An 18,415-nucleotide genomic window follows, 5' to 3' on the forward strand; every position below is an offset into this window, starting at 1 on the left:
ACCTCCTTGTCCACGGCAGCGTGAACAAGGAGGTTCTTGTCTGTTAAGGTAGGCTTGTCTCACCCGAAGGTTATCTTACCTGAAATCAGGCGCAGCCTTACGATCAAAGAGCTTCATGCGTACCCAGAATATGTTGACGATTAAAAGGACACCTGACATGATAAACAATCCTTCGATGCCGATAAACCCGGATAGCACCCCGCCAATGACAGCACCCAGCATATTCCCCAGCGCCAGCGAACTGGTATTGAAGCCGAAAGAACGGCTTTCCATTCCTTCCGGTGTATACGTGCGAATCAGCGCATTTACGCTTGGTAGCAGACCGCCCATAAATACACCCATGAAAAAACGGATAATGACAAGTTGCCATACTTCATTGACAAAAGCCTGCGGAATAAGCATAACCGCCGTTCCGAGCAGTGCAATGGTCAAGATCTTGTGTGCTCCTATCTTATCACTCAGTCTTCCAAGGAGCGGTGCAGCAACCATATTGGATACACCTGTAATAGCCGTAACAAACCCGGCAATCAGCGCAATTCCTTCTGCCGATCCATACAGCTTTTGCACATACAACGGCAGCAGAGACACCGTACTGATCATGGCAAACTGGAGCAAAAACGTTACGGTGAACAAAGCCGGAAGCTGGGGCGTATGGCTTAACTCCTTTAATCCGGCAAGAACCGAAATTTGTGGTATGCGTGCAGCTTCCGTTTTGCTGAAATTTTCTTTAACCAGAAACATTGCGATAAGCGAGGCTATAAAAATTAGAGTGCCTGTAATATAAAAGATTGGTCTGAATCCGACCCAGTCAGCCAAAAATCCGCCTAACAGAGGGCCGAGAATCGTGCCAGCCATCTGACCGGATTGCATAATTCCCATAGCGAATCCGGTTCGCTCTTTGGGAGTGGTACCCGACACTAAGGAAATCGATGCCGGATTGAAACCCGAAATCGTACCGTTCAGCAGGCGAAGCGCCAGCAGTTGCCACGGGTGGGTGACCAAACCCATACATCCGATGACCAAAGCCATACCAAAGCCTGAGCGAAGCAGCATGACTTTACGTCCATATCGGTCAGCCAGCTTCCCCCACAAAGGCTGGAACATAAATGAGGTCAAAAAGTTAGCGGCAAAAATAACTCCGGCCCATAGACCAATATCGTGCTCTCCCTTCACATGAAGGTCCTGAGCCAGATACAGGGCAAGGAACGGAGTAATCATCGTAATACCCGCATTGACCAGAAACTGACCGAACCAAAGCACAATGAGATTGATTTTCCATGTCTCCCACGTTTTCAATGTGCTTTCACTTCCTTTCTGCCCATTCTCATCCTGTTGTAAATCCTATTTATCAAAGCATAACTTCTCCCGAGCTTTAAAAAAGCCATTTCTCTAGTATAGCACACTTCATTGAAACTTTATCCAAATGTCATGGGTTTGTCATGGTTTGTTCGAGAGCTGCGGTTGTTACGACTCTTGAAAAAGGGCATAATAAAATATAGTATTTATGATTCGAACTGGAGGCTGAAGTCATGACCTACAATGATACTTTTATCCGCGCTTGCCGCAAGCAAGCTGTGGATCATATTCCCGTATGGTACATGCGGCAGGCCGGAAGGTATGACCCTGAGTATCGCAAAATTAAAGAAAAATACACGTTGCTTGAAATATGCCGCCAGCCCGAGCTGGCCGCAGAAGTGACTTTGATGCCCGTGCGCAAGCTTGGGGTAGACGCTGCAATTTTATATTCTGATATTATGAATCCGGTAGCCTCGCTAGGGGTTGATTTTGATATTGTCAAAAATATTGGTCCGGTTATTGATAATCCGATCCGGTCAGCTGCAGACGTAGACAAGTTGCGTCCGATTGATGTGGAACGCGATTTGGGTCATATTTTGGAAACGATTCGTATTTTGGACCGTGAACTGAACGTGCCATTGATTACATTCGCTGGAGCGCCTTTTACCATTGCAAGCTATTTAATAGAAGGAAGACCCTCCAAAGGATATATTCGCACCAAAGCGATGATGTATGGAGAGCCTGAGTTGTGGCATCGCCTGATGGATAAGCTAGGGGACATGGTTATTACATACGTGCGAGCTCATATCGCTAATGGCGGTAAGGCTTTTCAATTGTTTGATAGCTGGGTAGGTGCGCTCTCGCCTTATGATTTTCAAACTTTTGTGCTGCCGACTATCACACGTATTTTCCATGAATTATCTGATCTGGATGTACCTAAAATTTATTTCCCGGGCGTAAGCTCTGGTGAATTGCTTCCACACTTGAATGGGTTAAAAGCCGATGTGATTGGACTGGACTGGCGGGTAAGTATACCTGAAGGACGTCGTCGCTTGGGCAACGGTTTTGGTGTACAGGGAAATCTGGATCCTTATGTGCTTACTGCGCCAATTGATGTGATCAAGCAGTATGCGAAAACCATTGTAGATGAAGGCATATTGGAGCCGGGTTACATTTTCAATCTCGGTCACGGTTTATTTCCTGAAGCCTCGCTAGATAAGCTAAGAGAGCTTACTAATTATGTGCATGAGTATTCCCGTTCGGTTTTGTCAAAAAATTAATACATTAGAAATGTTAAGAGGTGGTCTACTAATGAAAACCAAAGTGGGTGTACTGGTCATGTCCTACGGGACGCCGGAGAGTCTGGATCAGGTGGAAGCCTATTATACACATATTCGTCGTGGTAATGCTCCTTCGCCGGAGCAATTAAAGGAATTAAAGGATCGTTATGAAGCTATTGTGGGCGGTGTGTTTCCGCTGCGTCAGAATACGGATCGGCAGGTTCAAAACCTGCAGGAAACCTTAAATCGTGAAAATCGCAACCCGGACATTGAATTTGTCTGTTATCAGGGACTCAAACATGCCAAACCGTTTATTGAGGACGGTGTGGAAGCCATGGTGCAAGATGGCATCCGTGCAGCGGTAGGTGTCGTGCTGGCTCCGCATTATTCCGTTATGAGTGTAGGCACTTATATTAAGCGCGCGCAGGCTAAGGCACAGGAACTGGATCTGGCCATATCATTTGTGGAGAGCTATTATCTTCATCCTAAGCTGATTAAGACGCTGACTGAGCGTGTGAACGCCAAACTGGCGCTTTTTGAAGAAGCTGGAGCCGAGCGGGATGAAGTTCGTGTTCTGTTTAGTGCGCACAGCTTACCCGAACGGATTTTGGCTATGGGTGATCCTTATGTGGAGCAATTAATGGCGACTTCGCAGGCTGTTGCGGACAAAGCGGGAATTACCAACTGGCAGTTTACGTGGCAAAGCGCTGGTCGTACAGCAGAGCCATGGTTGGGGCCAGACATTTTGGATACCATGCACAGTCTTAAAGAGGAGCAAGTGGAGTATGTGCTGGCTGCGCCAGTTGGCTTTGTTTCTGATCACTTAGAGGTGTTATACGATCTGGATATTGAAGCACAGGCGTTGGCGAAGGAATTGGATATGCGTTTTCAGCGTATTGATTCACTCAACAGTGATCCACTGTATATGGAGACGCTTAGTGATGTCATCATAGACCAATGGAAAAAGGGATGAGGACATAATGGAGCAAAAGTTACGTAATATTGTGATTGTAGGCGGAGGCTTGACCGGGCTTAGCACTGCTTTTTATACACGAAAAATGTACAAAGAAGCTGGCTACACACCTCGAATCACGCTGGTGGAGAAAGCTTCCGTGCTGGGCGGGAAAATTGAAACGCTGCATAAAGATGGTTTTGTAATTGAAAAGGGGCCAGATTCCTTTCTGGCCCGTAAAACAGCTATGATAGACCTAGCAAAAGAGCTGGAGCTGGATCATGAGCTGGTGAGCACAAATCCTGAGGCTAAAAAGACATACATTTTGCATGAAGGACAGCTTCATCCGATGCCTCCTGGCCTGGTGCTGGGGATTCCAACGGAGCTGAAACCCTTTTTGCGCAGCGGATTGATCTCTTTAGGCGGGAAAATGCGGGCTATGATGGATTTTGTCCTTCCGCCTCGCCGTATACCGGGAGATGAGGCGTTGGGTGATTTTATTGAACGCCGACTGGGCAAAGAAGTGCTAGAGAATGTAACCGAGCCACTGCTGGCAGGGATTTATGCTGCCAACATGAAGACGCTAAGTTTGCAAGCGACCTTCCCACAATTTGCTGAGGTAGAGCAGCAATACGGAAGCCTCATTCACGGGATGATGACAGGTCGAAAACCAGCTGAAACACATACGGGGACGAAAAAAAGCGCCTTTTTGACCTTCCGTCAAGGCTTGCAAAGTTTGGTGCATGCGTTGCTGAATGATTTGTATGACTGTGATTTACGCACCGGAATTGCTGTTACTGAATTCACAAAGACAACGGAAAGTGAAGGCAGCCCATATCGCATTATGCTGGACAATGGAGAGACGCTGGAGGCGGATGATATTTTTGTAACGACTCCCAACTTTGCTGCTGCGCCGCTATTGCGAGATCATGTCAATGTGGCTGCACTGGAAGCCGTTAATTACGTCTCCGTAGCAAACGTGGTCATGGCCTTTGATAAAACAGATATTGAGAACGTCTTTGACGGTTCTGGTTTTCTGGTTCCTCGCAAAGAAGGACGCAGCGTGACCGCTTGTACATGGACGTCTGCCAAGTGGCTACATACTAGCCCGGACGATAAGGTGCTGTTGCGCTGTTATGTAGGGCGAGCAGGAGCTGAAGACACTGTAGAGTTACCGGATGATGAGCTGATTGCACTGGTACGTAAGGATTTGAAAGAGATGATGGGAGTTACAGCAACTCCGCTGTTCACGGAAATTACACGTCTTCGCAATTCCATGCCTCAATATCCGGTAGGGCACCCGCAGGCTATAGCTGATTTGCGGGAAGAGTTACGCACTGCCATGCCAGGAGTGTATGTTTTGGGCGCTGGCTATGATGCGATTGGTTTACCGGATTGCATCCGTCAGGCTAAGGAATGGGCCTCTAATGCCGTCCAAACGACACAGCAGGAAGCGGTTAAGGTAGAAGTGTAAATGTTCGATGATGAACCCTTCGCGATCCATGCGAGGGGTTCTATTTATATTGAAATTTGATATATAATGGAGAAGGTGTAAAATTCGCCAGCTAATAAAGAAGTTATGCAAATGCAATAGCATAGAAGGAGTGAAGAATGTACCCTCCCAGATCACAGCGAAATGAAGGTCGCAAGAAAGCAAGAAAACCAAAAATAGGCAAGGCTTGGATCTTTACGAATCTGGTCCTACTGCTTATGATCGTAGGTCTTTTCGGTTATTATTACATATTTGAACACGACAACAGTGGCTCTCTTGGGGAAAATGCCGAGTATTCGCAAACGGAGAAGAAAATCCAAACGGGATTTGCTAGTGAAGAGAGGTCTACTCCCTCGGTCAGTGAAAGTGATACAGCCTTGTCAAATAAACAGCTGGACGAAGGCTCCCATGCAGATAAGCAATTTGCTGACGATGAAACGAAGCAATCTGCTGCTTCAGACACAAGCCATCGTCCCGCGACAACGTCTGACACAAATGCTCCCGAAGGCAGCTCTTCAGGAGCAAAATTATCCTCGGGGAAAGACGGGCAGGCAGGGAACGATATGTCCAAGGATGTATACGACGGTAATCCATCCGCCGATAAGGGAGGAACGGAGGATGTAAAAAAATCCAAAACAGACGATGCAGGTTCTCCGACAGTCACGCTTCACTTTGTAGGGGATGTGCAATTTTCCGGTAAAGTTGAGCAGCGATTGGAGCAGAATGGGTTTGATTTTCCATATCAATATCTCGGAAACTTGTTTCATAAAGACGATCTGACGATGGCCAATCTGGAAACGCCCGTGACAACGAATGGTGTGGGTGCGTTAAATAAAACGTATGTGTATAAATCTTCGCCCAAGGCGTTAACTGCGTTGGCTGCGGCAGGGATAGACGCTGTCAATTTGGCCAACAATCACATTTTGGATCAGGGCATAGGCGGATTATTGGATACACTGAAATATCTGGATGAAAAAGGTATTGCCCATGCTGGAGCTGGACGTAATGCAAAAGAAGCGTATACGCCGCATTATTTTGAACGTAAAGGGATTAAAATTGCGTTGTTGGGGACTACACGTGTCATGCCTGAAGCCAACTGGAATGCGGGCGCCAAACTGCCCGGTGTAGCAGGAGCCTATGACTCGACCGCTATCGTAAAGTCCATCCGTGAGGCACGAATGCAGGCCGATCTGGTGATTGTCATTGTCCATTGGGGGAAGGAGCGCGCTACTGCACTTGAGCCTCATCAAACCGAGTTATCGCACGCTTTTATTGATGCTGGAGCTGATCTTGTCATTGGCGGTCATCCACATGTGCTTCAAGGGATGGAACAATATAAAGGTAAATGGATCGCATACAGCACAGGCAATTTTATTTTTTCTAAATCAACGGTGCCAGCCACTTGGGATACAGCGATATTTCAGGCAACCTGTACCCGAAAAGGGGCTTGCGAAATGAAGCTGACCCCTTACCGGGCGGAGCTAGGTCAACCAATCCCATTGAAGGGTACGGAGGCCAGCAAAATTTTGCAAAGAGTGGCGGCACTGTCACCGGGAAATGTCTCGATAGGGACGGATGGTACAGTAAGCGCTCAATAGAAGTTCGAAAAGAAATTTTTTATATGGGAATTGACGGAACGATCGTATGAGGGACTCCTTTGTGGATGGAGGTCATAACAAGATGAATCATTTGTGCGTGGCTCACCGCGGTTTTTCGGGGATTGCTCCCGAGAACACGATGGCAGCCTTTAAGCTTGCGTTGAAGCAGCCATTTGTACACTGGATTGAGCTGGATGTACAGCTGTCAAAGGACGGTGTTCCGGTGGTAATTCATGATTTTACGCTGGAGCGAACGACGAATGGTACAGGGAGAGTAAAGGATTCGGACTGGAAAGCATTGCAACAACTTGATGCTGGTAGCTGGAAAAGTGCAGAATACCGTGGAGAAATGATCCCTTCCCTCGCACAAGTACTGGATTTATGTCGTGGCCGCGTATCGCTCAATATTGAGCTTAAAACAGCGGGAGATATGTATCCAGGATTGGAGAAAGCCGTACTCCGTGAAATTGTGATGAGAGGGATGGAGGGAGAGGTGGTATTAACCTCTTTTGAGCGTGCCGCATTACGCCGGGCTAAGGAGCTGTCTCCTGAGATCCGGACCGGATTGATTATCGATGCGCGCCCAGATGATTTGGCAATGCAACTGGAGCAGCTACAATGCACTTTTTTATCCATGGGCTATCCGCGTTTGGATCGAAACCTGATGAAAGATCTCACCGGACGCGGTATTACTGTTATGGCGTGGACGGTGGATGACCGCCGTATAATGCGGAAATTGTCCTCATTGCATCCTGAATTGATGATTTGCACCAATTGGCCGGATCGCTGGGAGCAGGTTTTTTTGCTTTCCAAGCACCGGATGTGGAACTATATACGTAAACTTATTCGTTAATCAATTGAACTACATACGCGGGAAGGGTGACGGATCGTGATGAACGTGGATATTCGTAATGTTTACTGTGTCGGACGCAATTATAAGCTGCATGCGGAGGAGCTGGGTAATGAGGTTCCCGCAGAACCGATGATTTTTTTGAAGCCGTCTCATGCAGTCGTGCTGCTGGATGGCGCCACGCTGGAGCTTCCTCAGGGGCAAGGAGATATTCATTTTGAGACTGAGCTGGTTGTGGCTGTAGGACGTAAATACGAACCAGGCATGTCCGCAGATACATGTCTGAACGCATTTGCATTCGGGATTGATTTTACCCTGCGTGATGTACAAAGTGTGCTCAAGAAAAAAGGCCATCCATGGACCGCCGCCAAAGGCTTCAAATCGTCTGCTCCCGTGACACCATTCCTGCCTTTAGAAAAATTGGACATGCTGGAGCAGCAGGATTTTTCCTTGCTCAAAAATGGACAGGAAGTGCAGCGTGGACATGTTAAGAATATGATTTTTTCTATCCAGCATATCGTTGAATATATAGCGACTCATTATGGACTGGGCGAGGGAGATATTATTTTCACAGGTACTCCAGCAGGAGTAGGGCCTACAGCAAGTGGGGATCGCTTTGAGCTTTTCTGGGGAAGTGATCGTCAGGGAAGCTTCACCATCGCATAAATTTGTGAATGGCATCCATGAAGAGGATTAAAAAAGGGAAGTTCTTGGTGGTTGGGGAGTAAAGAGAGATTCCCGTAGATAAGCATTGTGAAGGCCGTGTCCTGTGCCAAAGCATGGGACACGGCTTTTATATAAGCGTAGAGCGTTGTACAATAATATACAGAACGAAAAAAGAAAAACGGAGATTCATTTCAAAAGCGGGGGGATATCATGGACTGGATCATCGGATTGCTTTGTGCTGCTGTGGTGGCCGGAGCTGCATTTTATAAAAAATCCTTAACCTTATCTGGCTTTGCCGCGGCTGTACTGATGGGAACTGTATATTATGGGGCGGGTAACCTGTTCTGGTTCGGCACATTGCTCTTGTTCTTTATCACGTCGACCCTCCTGTCGAGGTTCAAAAAGGAGCGCAAGGCTGAACTGGAAAAATCGTATGCCAAAACTGGAAACCGGGATGCAGGCCAAGTATGGGCCAATGGTGGATTAGGTATGCTGTTATGCCTGGGTTATGCGATATGGCCCCATGTAATGTGGCAGCTGGCTTTTGTCGGTGTCATGGCTACGGTCACATCCGATACGTGGGCAACGGAATTTGGCAGCCTGAGTCGTAGGCCACCCCGTTCGGTGCTTAACGGGAAGGTGCTAGCACCCGGAACCTCAGGAGGAGTCTCTGTATTGGGAACGGCTGCGGCCTTGGCTGGGGGTGTACTGATCGGCATAGGTGCATGGGGCTTTGGACACGTCATAGGAACCCCGAGCTTGCCGTTATGGCTGTGGGCACTGGTTGGAGGTATATCCGGTAGCGCCGGGGCCTTTGCTGATTCCTATCTAGGTGCTACAGTGCAAATGATGCGTTCCTGCACGGTTTGCGGACGAGAAGTAGAAGTAGACTCACATTGTGGACAAACGACGGTCTATGTACGAGGCTGGCGTTGGATGAGCAATGATCGGGTGAATAGTATTAGTTCTATTTTCGGAGGATTGGTCGCTCTTGCAGGTATTTTTTTTATACTCTGAACACAGGGTTGGAGATCGTTACAAGGAATTAACTGTTATAAGAATTGACCGTGTTCAATCCTTGTATAAGGAGGTGCTAAGATGGGCGATATCCACGGAGATAAATATGAAGCTATTTTGGACGCAGCTTACGCCGTCTTTGGCACCAAAGGCTTCTATGAAAGCAAAATTTCCGAGATTGCAGAACAAGCGGGAGTTGCCAAAGGCACAGTATACTTGTACTTTAAAAGCAAAGAGCAGCTATTTACAGCAGTCACACGTAGAGATTGTGAGCAATACCTAGCCGAAATGCAAGGTGCATTAATTAATCGTACTTTGGGAGAAGGACTGCTGCGGATGGCGAATTTGCATCTGCACTACTATTACAAGCGTAAGCAGCATACTAAATTATTTTTTATGACCCCCAACAGTGATCCCGATCTAATGGAGTTTATGCGGGGATTTATTCAGGACTATACTGATTTGGTCAACAATAAACTGGCGTCAGAGGGTGTACAGCAGTCCGAGTTTCATGCGAAGGCATTCATTGGTATGTTGGAACGCCTGAAAATGGATATTTTATTGAATCAAGATTTCCGCGAATGTGACGTGGATCAGACGGCTGAATTAGTGGCGAACTTATTTATGCATGGCTGTAAAGCCGGAATACAAAAATCCTGACACATCTTGTTGCTAAAAAACCGTACTGACTTCGTTCAGGTAACGGTTTTTTTAATCATTGGCTATGTCTGTGTTAAAATAAACAGGATGCATCACAAAATTGGGGAAGAGTAGGGAATCCGTATGAATATTATGACCGTTGAACATATAACGAAAAGCTATGGCGAGAAAATGTTGTTTGAGGATGCTTCCTTTGGTATGGATGAACGTGACAAAATAGGAGTCGTCGGTGTAAATGGCACCGGTAAATCAACGTTTTTACGGGTAATTTCAGGATTAGAGCCGCCAGATGATGGCAATATTGCAGTGAACAACGATGTGCGAATTCAGTATCTAGCACAAAATCCGGAGTTTGATCCCGAAATGAAGGTACTCCAGCATATTTTTCATGGCAACCAGCCTGAGATGAAAGCGGTCCGAGAATATACGGAAACCATGGAGTTGTTGGAGTTAAATCCGGGTAGCGAGGAGCTTCAAAACCGTCTATTGCGAGCAAGTCAGCAAATGGATACGTTCCAGGCATGGCAGCTAGAGAGTGAGGCCAAAAATATACTTACCCGGCTGGGGATCACTCAGTTTGAGTCTCGTATGGGCGTTCTATCCGGCGGGCAGCGCAAGCGGGTGGCTTTGGCGGCGGCTTTGATCCAACCCTGCGAGCTGCTCATTCTGGACGAGCCTACAAACCACATTGATAATGAGTCCGTTGAATGGTTGGAGCAATATTTGCAAAAAAGACGTGGTGCGTTGTTAATGATCACGCATGATCGCTATTTTCTGGATAGAGTTGCAAATGTCATGTTGGAGCTGGATCATGGCCGCCTTTTCCGTTATGAGGCTAACTATACCCGTTTTCTGGAGTTGAAGGCAGAACGTGAGGAGCGGGAAGCGTCAACGGAACAAAAAAGGAAGAACCTGCTGCGTAATGAACTGGCCTGGATTCGCCGTGGAGCAAAGGCTCGTTCCACCAAGCAGAAAGCGCGTATTGACCGATATGAGCAGCTTAGGGATCAGCAACCGGAAGCTCGTTCTGGATCTGTAGATATGTCCGTCGCCTCCACACGTCTGGGTAAAAAGATATTGGAGATCGAGCATCTGTCCAAATCGGTAGATTCTCGTAAGCTGATACAGGATTTGAGCTACATTGCGGTTCCTGGTGATCGTGTTGGTATCCTAGGTCCTAACGGTAGTGGGAAATCCACTCTGCTCCAAATGATTGCGCAGCATATAGAACCGGATTCCGGCAACGTTGTGCTGGGACCGACGGTGAAGCTTGGCTATTTTACTCAGGAACATCAGGAAATGAACGAATCATTACGTGTCATTGAATATATTAAGGAAGAAGCCGAAGTGATTCGTACAGCAGACGGTTCGACGATTACAGCTGCACAAATGCTGGAACGTTTCCTGTTCGCACCAAGCGCGCAATGGACGGTTATTTCCAGGCTGTCTGGAGGCGAAAAACGGCGCTTGTATCTGCTTCGTGTTCTGATGTCGGCACCGAATGTGCTATTGCTGGATGAACCAACAAATGATCTGGATATTCAGACCCTTTCCGTTTTGGAAGATTATCTGGATGAATTCCCAGGCGTGGTTTTTATTGTTTCTCATGATCGCTATTTCCTGGATCGGACAGTGGACAAAATACTGGCGTTTGAAGGGGATGGACAGGTACGAGTACATGTAGGGGACTATAGCGAGTATGCAGAATGGATTAGTAAAAATGCTCAATCTTCTGTGAATACGCCTGTCTCGACGAGTACGGCTTCCTCGAATCGCTCTTCCGCGCCTAAGTCTGCGGGTCCTTCCGATTCAGTCAAGGAGACAAGTAAAACCAAGCTTAAATTCACCTTCAAGGAACAGCGGGAATATGAGCAAATTGATGAAATGATTGAACAAGCCGAACAGAAGTTGGCCGACATTCAGCGACAGATGGAAGAGTCTTTCAGTGATTCAGCACGACTACAGGAGCTCATGGCTGAGCAAGTGAAGGCCGAACAGCATCTGGAGCACCAAATGGAACGCTGGACCTACCTGAATGAGCTGGCCGAGCAGATTGAACAAAGTAAATCTTAAAAATACAGAAGCAAGTCACCATTCAGAGTGGAGGCTTGCTTTTTTTATCGAATTATTAATATGTTTTTCATATTAAAAGTGCGTGAATTATATATTTCTAATATTAAATTACGGTGGGTATAATGGATTGCATATGGGAGGGAGGAATTGAAAATGGAATATCGTAAACTTGGAAAAAGTGGATTAATGGTAAGTGAGATCGCATTGGGAAACTGGATCACCCACGGTGCTCAAGTGGATGATACTATAGCGCAAGCCTGTGTAAACGCTGTACTAGACTCAGGGATTACCACGTTTGATACTGCTGATGTGTATTCGGATACCATGGCGGAAACGGTTTTAGGTCATTCTTTAAAGGGAATACGCCGTGAAAGTATTGAATTATGTACTAAGGTTTTTCATCCCACAGGTACCGGACAGAATGATAGAGGGCTGTCTCGCAAACATATCATGGAGGCCTGCCATGCTTCTCTTCGACGCCTGCAAACGGATTATATTGATGTATATTATGCACACCGTTTTGATCCAACCGTATCGCTTGAAGAAACTTTTTTGGCCTTATCCGACTTGGTGCGGCAAGGGAAGGTTTTGTATGTAGGAGTAAGCGAGTGGACAGCAGAGCAGATAAAGCAAGGAGCCGCTCTGGCTAAGGAATTAAAGGTCCCTTTCGTGGCAAGTCAGCCCCAATATTCCATGCTGTGGCGTGTCATTGAAGCTGAAGTGATTCCCGCTTGTGAGCAGGAAGGGATTGGGCAGGTGGTTTGGTCACCTCTGGCACAAGGTATTCTTTCTGGTAAATATGCAGCAGACAAGCCGTTACCCGAGGGATCAAGAGCTTCTACGACAGCAGGGTCACCATTTTTCGAACGTTTGGCTGGACAATGGTTACGTAAAGAAGTCCTTTTGGCAGTAAAGAAAATTCAACCGATTGCAGAAGAATGCGGACTGACGCTACCCCAGCTTGCAGTCGCATGGGTTTTACAAAACCCGCAAGTGTCCTCAGCTATTATCGGTGCTTCCAAGCCCGAGCAGGTTAAAGAGAACGTAAAAGCCGCGGGTGTCCGTCTAGATGAGCAGGTCATGAGACAATTGGATAGCATTTTAAATGGTATTGTTGAACGTGATCCGAGAAAAACAGGTTAAGATATACGATCAAGGAGATTTACACGTCTAACTCTTCGTTACAAGCTGTTTCTTCAACCACTTCCAGAAAATGAGTCAGAACAGTTTCGTGTGTACCTGTTTTCCATGCAGCATAAAGTGGGATGGACGGAGACTCTTCTTGAAAGGAACGAAATACGACATCACGGCGTTGAAAGACAGAAACGGAAGAGGGGACAATGGAGATACCTATACCTGCCGCTACCAAGTTAACGATCGTATACATTTGAACGGCTTCCTGTACGATTTGAGGCTGAAATCCGTGTTGTCCGCAAAAGTCCAGTATGAGGTTATGAAAAGAAGCTCCCATATGAGGCGGAGACAGGATAAAAGATTCGTCCGCTAATGAACGTAAAGACAAGGTTGAATGGTGGGCTAACGGATGTGTTTGAGGAAGAACGGCCATGAGTGATTCATTGGTGTAAAGACGAGAAGTGATATGTATAGATGGATCTGCACAGCGCAGGAAGCCCACATGAACTTTGCCCTCGTGTATAGCTTTCAGTTGTTGGACAGATGTCATTTCAAATAACGTAAGCTTCACATCTGGAAAACGCTCTCGGAATTTCTTCAAGGCATTAACCATCAGGCTGCCAGAGGCTGAATCTACAAAAGCGATGGATAATTGTCCGAATTTCCCCTGACTTGCAAGCTGTGTGATCTTGATGGATCTTTCCAATTGAGCAACCACGTTTCTGGATTCTTCTAAAAATATCGCTCCTGCTGACGTAAGTCGAACTTGTCTCTTGGTTCGTTCCAAAAGCTTCACGCCAAGCTCTTCTTCAAGGCTTTGAATTTGTTGGCTCAAGGGAGGTTGGGTGATATTCAGTTTTTTCGCAGCACGGTTAAAATGCAGTTCTTCCGCTACTGCGATAAAGTAACGTAGTTTTTTCAGATCCATAGCTGTGATTTCCTTTCGCTAAGCCTTCACCGACCTATTCTCCAGAGGAACAGGTCGGTTTTTATCGTTCGAATTAAACGGTCACGTAAGCTGCAAGCAGACGTGCAGTGTTCACCACGGCCTGCTTGTGCGTGCGCTCCATGGCATGGGAGGCGTGTACGCCAGGGCCGATCAACGCAGCACGGATGTTATTACCGGCTCTTAGTGCAGCCGAAGCGTCCGAACCGTAGTGCGGATAAATATCTACCGCATACGGAATATTCAGCTCTTTGGCCAGCTCAATCAGACGGGTCGTCATAGTATAGTCATAAGGTCCGGAGGAATCCTTGGCACAGATAGAAACATCCGTTTCCTTGCAGCTCAGATCTTCACCCATACAGCCCATGTCGACAGCTATCATCTCACTGATTCCTTCGGGTATGTAAGCCGCTCCGTGCCCCACTTCCTCATAGTTGGAAATGAGCAATTTAACGGTATGTCGAGGCTTCCAGTTTCCATGTACAGCAGATTCCAGTAAACCAAACAGTGCAGCTACACTAGCTTTATCATCCAGATGGCGTGACTTGATAAATCCACTTGGTGTTACGACTGGACGCGCATCGAACGAAATAAAATCGCCCACCGCAATACCAAGCTGAAGCACGTCTTCTTTTGACTCGACAAGCTCGTCAATCCGTACCTCCATGTGGCTCTCCTTGCGTTCAAAGCTCCGTGCATCATCATAGACGTGCACGGATGGATGGCTGGATAGAATAGTGCCTGTATACGTTTGTCCGCTTCGGGTATGAATAAGGCAGTATTCGTTTTCAATGCTGTTCATCATGAAGCCGCCAACGGATGTCAGACGTAGGGTGCCTTGTGCTGTAATGGAACGCACCATTGCGCCCAATGTATCCACATGTGCGCTCAGCGCCACCGTATGGTCCGTTTCCTGACCTTTCAGAGTCAAGATGGCACCGCCTTTTGCATTCCATTCGATTTGCACCCCGAGACTTTCCGCTTCTTTACGAATCAGCTCCATCACATGGTGTGTATACCCACTGGGACTGGGTGTGTTCAGTAGCTGATTTAAAAAGTTCATCATATAATCTTCATTTAATTGAATCGTCATTTGTTGCTCCTCCTCATTTGGACAACCGATCAGGGTTAGAGGACGGTTGCTCTATATCTTGGTCGAATGTAGACCCTGTGCTGGAAGAACCCGTCGCGTTATAGGTCACATCCGCGTTTGCTTCCACCGTGGATGTGTGCTCTTCTTGTAGTGTATGAAGCTGAGTAGTCAGACGTTTAATCTCTCTCTGAAGCCTATATTGGCGGAAAATACCGAAAGAACCGACAATAAGTCCACCTAGAAGAGTGCAACCAAGAATAAGCAAAATCAAAGGAATGCTAACCCTACTGAATAGAAGGTTCACTTGAACCGAATTCACATTAATAACAGCAAATACAGCTGTTAACAAAGCAATAACAAGAGCTGCGATCAAAGACCATTGTGTTTTCAAAATGCCACCTCCTCCCATTACATTATAAAATCCCTTGCCCGCCATGGACAAGGGATTTATCCGTGCATCATTTCAATGCTGGATTTTAAGTGCGCACGGTTTTACTTTCCTTCAGTTAGCTTTTCCATTTCCGTAATGACTTCTTCGAATACGCTCATCGCTTCGCGGATCGGCTGCGGAGAGGACATGTCAACGCCAGCTTTTTTCAAAATATTGATTGAATAATCACTGCCACCGCTCTTCAAGAAGCCCAAGTAACGGTCAACGGCTGGCTGGCCTTCCTCCAGAATCTGTTTCGAGAAACTGGTTGCTGCCGAGAAGCCAGTAGCATACTTGTAGACGTAAAAACTGTTATAAAAATGAGGGATCCGTGCCCATTCCATTTCAATGTCTTTGTCTACCTTCATACCAGGCCCGTGATATTTCACATTCAGATCATAGTAAATCTCTGATAAAAGCTGCGGTGTAAGTGATTCTCCCTGTTCAGCGCGTTCATGTACAATTTTCTCAAATTCCGCAAACATGGTTTGACGGAATACCGTTGTGCGGAATTGATCTGCATAGTAGGTGAGAAGGTACATTTTCTCTTTTGGATCGGTTGATTTGTTCAGCAGGTAGTCCATTAGCAACGCTTCATTGGTTGTGGATGCCACTTCAGCCAGGAAAATGGTGTACTGTGCATCTCTATACTTCAATGCGTTGTCTGAATAGTACGAATGTAACGCATGCCCCATTTCATGAGCAAGTGTGAACATGCTGTTCAGGTTATCTTTATGGTTCAGCAGCACATATGGGTGGGTACCATAAGCTCCCCAACTGTATGCACCAGTACGTTTGTTTTCGTTTTCGTATACATCAATCCAGCGCTCATCATAGCCTTTTTGCAACGAAGCCAGATAGTCCGCGCCCAGTGGCTTAAGGCCTTCCTTTGTTTGCTTTTTGGCGTCTTCATACGTAATGTCCATCTTGTATTCGTCCACAAGTGGAGCGAACAAATCATACATATGGAGCTCATCCACACCTAATAACTTTTTACGCAGCTTGATGTAGCGATGGAGCAGGGGCAAGCTTTCATGAATGGTATCAATGAGATTCGTATACACTTCCTTCGGAATATTGTCACCGTACAGTGACATTTCCAGTACAGAAGGGTATTTGCGAACACGAGAATAAAAAATATTTTTGTTTACATTAGCACTTAGTGTAGAAGCAATTGTATTTTTATTTTTGGCATATGTGTCATATACCGCTTTAAAAGCACGTTCGCGAACTTCGCGGTGCGGACTTTCGAGGAATTGAATGTAGCTGCCATGAGTCAGCTCAACCTCTTTGCCGTTTTCATCCTTAATTTTTGGAAACTTCAGATCGGCATTGTTGAGCATGCCAAAAATCGTTTGCGGGGCTTGAGCCAGATTGCCAACCTGAGCGAGCAACGCTTCTTCTGTCTTGCCCAGAATATGTGCTTTTTCCCGCTTCATTTCTTGAAGTGTAAACCGATAATCTGCAAGCTTCGGATCTTCAATGAAGGCATCGAGCTGATGATCCGGCAATGCCAAAATTTCAGGCGTCACGAAAGAAAGAGACTCGCTAACCTCAACGCCTAATTTTTTGGCTTTTTGCGAAAGACCCTGGTATGTAGGTTCAGCTGTATCCTCATCATGATGCAGATGTGCGTACACATATACACGCTCGGTTTTAAGCGACAATTCATCTTCCAATTTAAAGCAGCTGCCAATCGACTCTGCTGAATTGAGCTTGCCTTGGAATTGTTCAGCCTTTTTGGCTAGTTGTTTGACTTCTTCGTATTCTTGATCCCATGCTTTGCGGTTGGGAAACAAATCTTCCAGTTTCCATGTATTTTCCACTGGCGCATCAGCGCGTTTTACAATTTCACTCATGGAGAACCTCCTCTGATCGAACGTAATGTGGGGTAGAGCTGCGGCAGTAAGGGACGGATGCCAAAACGAAGAAACCGCCACGCTTACCGTAAGCAGCAGGGCAAGAGGTTTTACAGGATGCATGTAACGGCAAATCCTCCTTATACCATGGCTTGTTATGCCATAGTATGACCTCTTACGCCCGAAAGTATAATTTTCTTACTGTGGGTTGGAACCTATATTTAATAAGCTGTATACAATGAGATAAAAGGCAAGGCAAACCATGATTACAGCAGTGAGGGCCATCCACTTTTTGAGAGGAGCCGGTATCGTATCACGCTTCATGATCAGCACTCCGCCCAGCGTGAAGGCCAGAATAATGAAGATGAGATAGCTGTTGGACACCATGAATAGGCTAGACCTGTTTGAAAGCGTTCATGATCCGCTGCCACTCTTCCTCATTATCTTGAAAGGACTGCTTGGGAAACCGATTTTGAGCCCAATGCATTAGCGCCGGACGGCTTAAAAACGTGTGGGCTTCCTCGCCCCAATCATCGGATATTTCCCGTAGAACGATGTAACGGCCCTGCACCTCGACAGTCATCATGTTCCAATTGTCTTTTTTGTATATTTCGTGTTTTTTCATCATATGCATGTCTCCGATTTTATAGATGTTTTGGTTCATGATACCGCAGTTTCCGCCGCAAAAGCAAATCATTCCAGCCCGAAAAACCCGGAAAAACATCAATTGCATTGTGAAAAAGCATGAAGTATAATATGGATATTCGCCATAGATGGCGGTATTTTTAGGAGGTTGTTCACTTGAAAGGTACAGTTAAATGGTTTAATGCAGAAAAAGGTTATGGCTTCATTCAAATGGATGGTGGCGAGGACGTATTCGTACATTTCTCCGCAATCCAAGGCGACGGCTTTAAAACTTTGGAAGAAGGTCAAGCGGTTGAATTCGAAATTACTGAAGGTAACCGTGGACCCCAAGCAGCTAACGTAATCAAACTGTAAGTGTAACTGAATTGTAAGAATGGTTCCGTTTCTACGGATGTCTTATATATTACGGTTAAACTATGAATTG

General features: G+C 46.3%; 18 protein-coding genes. 11 read left to right on the top strand and 7 right to left on the bottom strand.

The features are described from left to right. Positions 1 to 75 precede the first annotated feature (75 nt). A complete protein-coding gene (locus NLX78_RS01100) occupies positions 76 to 1,296 on the bottom strand; it encodes an MFS transporter (protein WP_061828619.1) in 1,221 nt (406 codons plus the stop codon). A gap of 233 nt (positions 1,297 to 1,529) precedes the next feature. On the opposite strand from NLX78_RS01100, the gene hemE reads away from it, so the two are divergent. From hemE to NLX78_RS01150, 10 genes are all read left to right on the top strand, one after another. Continuing rightward, positions 1,530 to 2,576, top strand: coding sequence for a uroporphyrinogen decarboxylase (gene hemE / locus NLX78_RS01105; RefSeq protein WP_061828618.1), 1,047 nt, complete (start codon positions 1,530 to 1,532; stop codon positions 2,574 to 2,576). A 31-nt stretch (positions 2,577 to 2,607) separates the two neighbouring features. Then, positions 2,608 to 3,549: a ferrochelatase gene (gene hemH / locus NLX78_RS01110; RefSeq protein WP_254349408.1), complete on the top strand. Its 942-nt coding sequence runs from the start codon at positions 2,608 to 2,610 to the stop codon at positions 3,547 to 3,549. Between the two features lie 7 nt (positions 3,550 to 3,556). Further along, complete coding sequence (hemG, locus tag NLX78_RS01115) at positions 3,557 to 5,002, top strand: protoporphyrinogen oxidase (protein ID WP_254349409.1); 1,446 nt, start codon at positions 3,557 to 3,559, stop codon at positions 5,000 to 5,002. Positions 5,003 to 5,139: 137 nt separating this feature from the next. After that, positions 5,140 to 6,618, top strand: coding sequence for a CapA family protein (locus NLX78_RS01120; protein ID WP_254349410.1), 1,479 nt, complete (start codon positions 5,140 to 5,142; stop codon positions 6,616 to 6,618). 82 nt (positions 6,619 to 6,700) lie between these two features. Then, positions 6,701 to 7,471: a glycerophosphodiester phosphodiesterase gene (locus NLX78_RS01125; protein WP_254349411.1), complete on the top strand. Its 771-nt coding sequence runs from the start codon at positions 6,701 to 6,703 to the stop codon at positions 7,469 to 7,471. A 39-nt stretch (positions 7,472 to 7,510) separates the two neighbouring features. Then, positions 7,511 to 8,134 carry a fumarylacetoacetate hydrolase family protein gene (locus NLX78_RS01130; protein WP_254349540.1) on the top strand — a complete coding sequence of 208 codons (624 nt, stop codon included), beginning with the start codon at positions 7,511 to 7,513 and terminating at the stop codon, positions 8,132 to 8,134. Between the two features lie 210 nt (positions 8,135 to 8,344). Beyond that, the gene (locus NLX78_RS01135; RefSeq protein ID WP_254349412.1) at positions 8,345 to 9,151 is read left to right on the top strand and encodes a DUF92 domain-containing protein; all 807 of its coding nucleotides are present in this window, start codon (positions 8,345 to 8,347) and stop codon (positions 9,149 to 9,151) included. Between the two features lie 81 nt (positions 9,152 to 9,232). Beyond that, positions 9,233 to 9,811, top strand: coding sequence for a TetR/AcrR family transcriptional regulator (locus tag NLX78_RS01140; RefSeq protein WP_254349413.1), 579 nt, complete (start codon positions 9,233 to 9,235; stop codon positions 9,809 to 9,811). 123 nt (positions 9,812 to 9,934) lie between these two features. Next, positions 9,935 to 11,884, top strand: a complete 1,950-nt coding sequence (locus tag NLX78_RS01145) for an ABC-F family ATP-binding cassette domain-containing protein (RefSeq protein ID WP_254349414.1) — start codon at positions 9,935 to 9,937, stop codon at positions 11,882 to 11,884. Between the two features lie 153 nt (positions 11,885 to 12,037). Continuing rightward, positions 12,038 to 13,027 (top strand): aldo/keto reductase family protein, encoded by a 990-nt coding sequence (locus NLX78_RS01150; RefSeq protein ID WP_254349415.1) that lies wholly within the window; start codon positions 12,038 to 12,040, stop codon positions 13,025 to 13,027. A gap of 19 nt (positions 13,028 to 13,046) precedes the next feature. On the opposite strand, the gene NLX78_RS01155 is transcribed toward NLX78_RS01150, so the two are convergent. From NLX78_RS01155 to NLX78_RS01180, 6 genes are all read right to left on the bottom strand, one after another. Further along, positions 13,047 to 13,946, bottom strand: coding sequence for a LysR substrate-binding domain-containing protein (locus tag NLX78_RS01155; RefSeq protein ID WP_061828608.1), 900 nt, complete (start codon positions 13,944 to 13,946; stop codon positions 13,047 to 13,049). Positions 13,947 to 14,019: 73 nt separating this feature from the next. Next, complete coding sequence (locus NLX78_RS01160; RefSeq protein ID WP_061828607.1) at positions 14,020 to 15,057, bottom strand: M42 family metallopeptidase; 1,038 nt, start codon at positions 15,055 to 15,057, stop codon at positions 14,020 to 14,022. 13 nt (positions 15,058 to 15,070) lie between these two features. After that, on the bottom strand, positions 15,071 to 15,493 hold the full coding sequence (locus NLX78_RS01165) for a LapA family protein (protein ID WP_254349416.1): 423 nt from the start codon (positions 15,491 to 15,493) through the stop codon (positions 15,071 to 15,073). A 56-nt stretch (positions 15,494 to 15,549) separates the two neighbouring features. After that, positions 15,550 to 17,346 (bottom strand): oligoendopeptidase F, encoded by a 1,797-nt coding sequence (pepF, locus tag NLX78_RS01170; protein ID WP_068940260.1) that lies wholly within the window; start codon positions 17,344 to 17,346, stop codon positions 15,550 to 15,552. A 198-nt stretch (positions 17,347 to 17,544) separates the two neighbouring features. After that, on the bottom strand, positions 17,545 to 17,733 hold the full coding sequence (locus NLX78_RS01175; protein ID WP_007429808.1) for a hypothetical protein: 189 nt from the start codon (positions 17,731 to 17,733) through the stop codon (positions 17,545 to 17,547). 7 nt (positions 17,734 to 17,740) lie between these two features. Then, a complete protein-coding gene (locus NLX78_RS01180) occupies positions 17,741 to 17,974 on the bottom strand; it encodes a hypothetical protein (RefSeq protein ID WP_013309704.1) in 234 nt (77 codons plus the stop codon). A 173-nt stretch (positions 17,975 to 18,147) separates the two neighbouring features. Here NLX78_RS01180 and NLX78_RS01185 point away from each other — a divergent pair, with 173 nt between their 5' ends. Next, positions 18,148 to 18,345 carry a cold shock domain-containing protein gene (locus NLX78_RS01185; RefSeq protein WP_013309706.1) on the top strand — a complete coding sequence of 66 codons (198 nt, stop codon included), beginning with the start codon at positions 18,148 to 18,150 and terminating at the stop codon, positions 18,343 to 18,345. Positions 18,346 to 18,415 lie beyond the last annotated feature (70 nt).

It is taken from the genome of Paenibacillus sp. Lou8.1, from assembly GCF_024213565.1.
Lineage (GTDB): Bacteria > Bacillota > Bacilli > Paenibacillales > Paenibacillaceae > Paenibacillus > Paenibacillus polymyxa_B.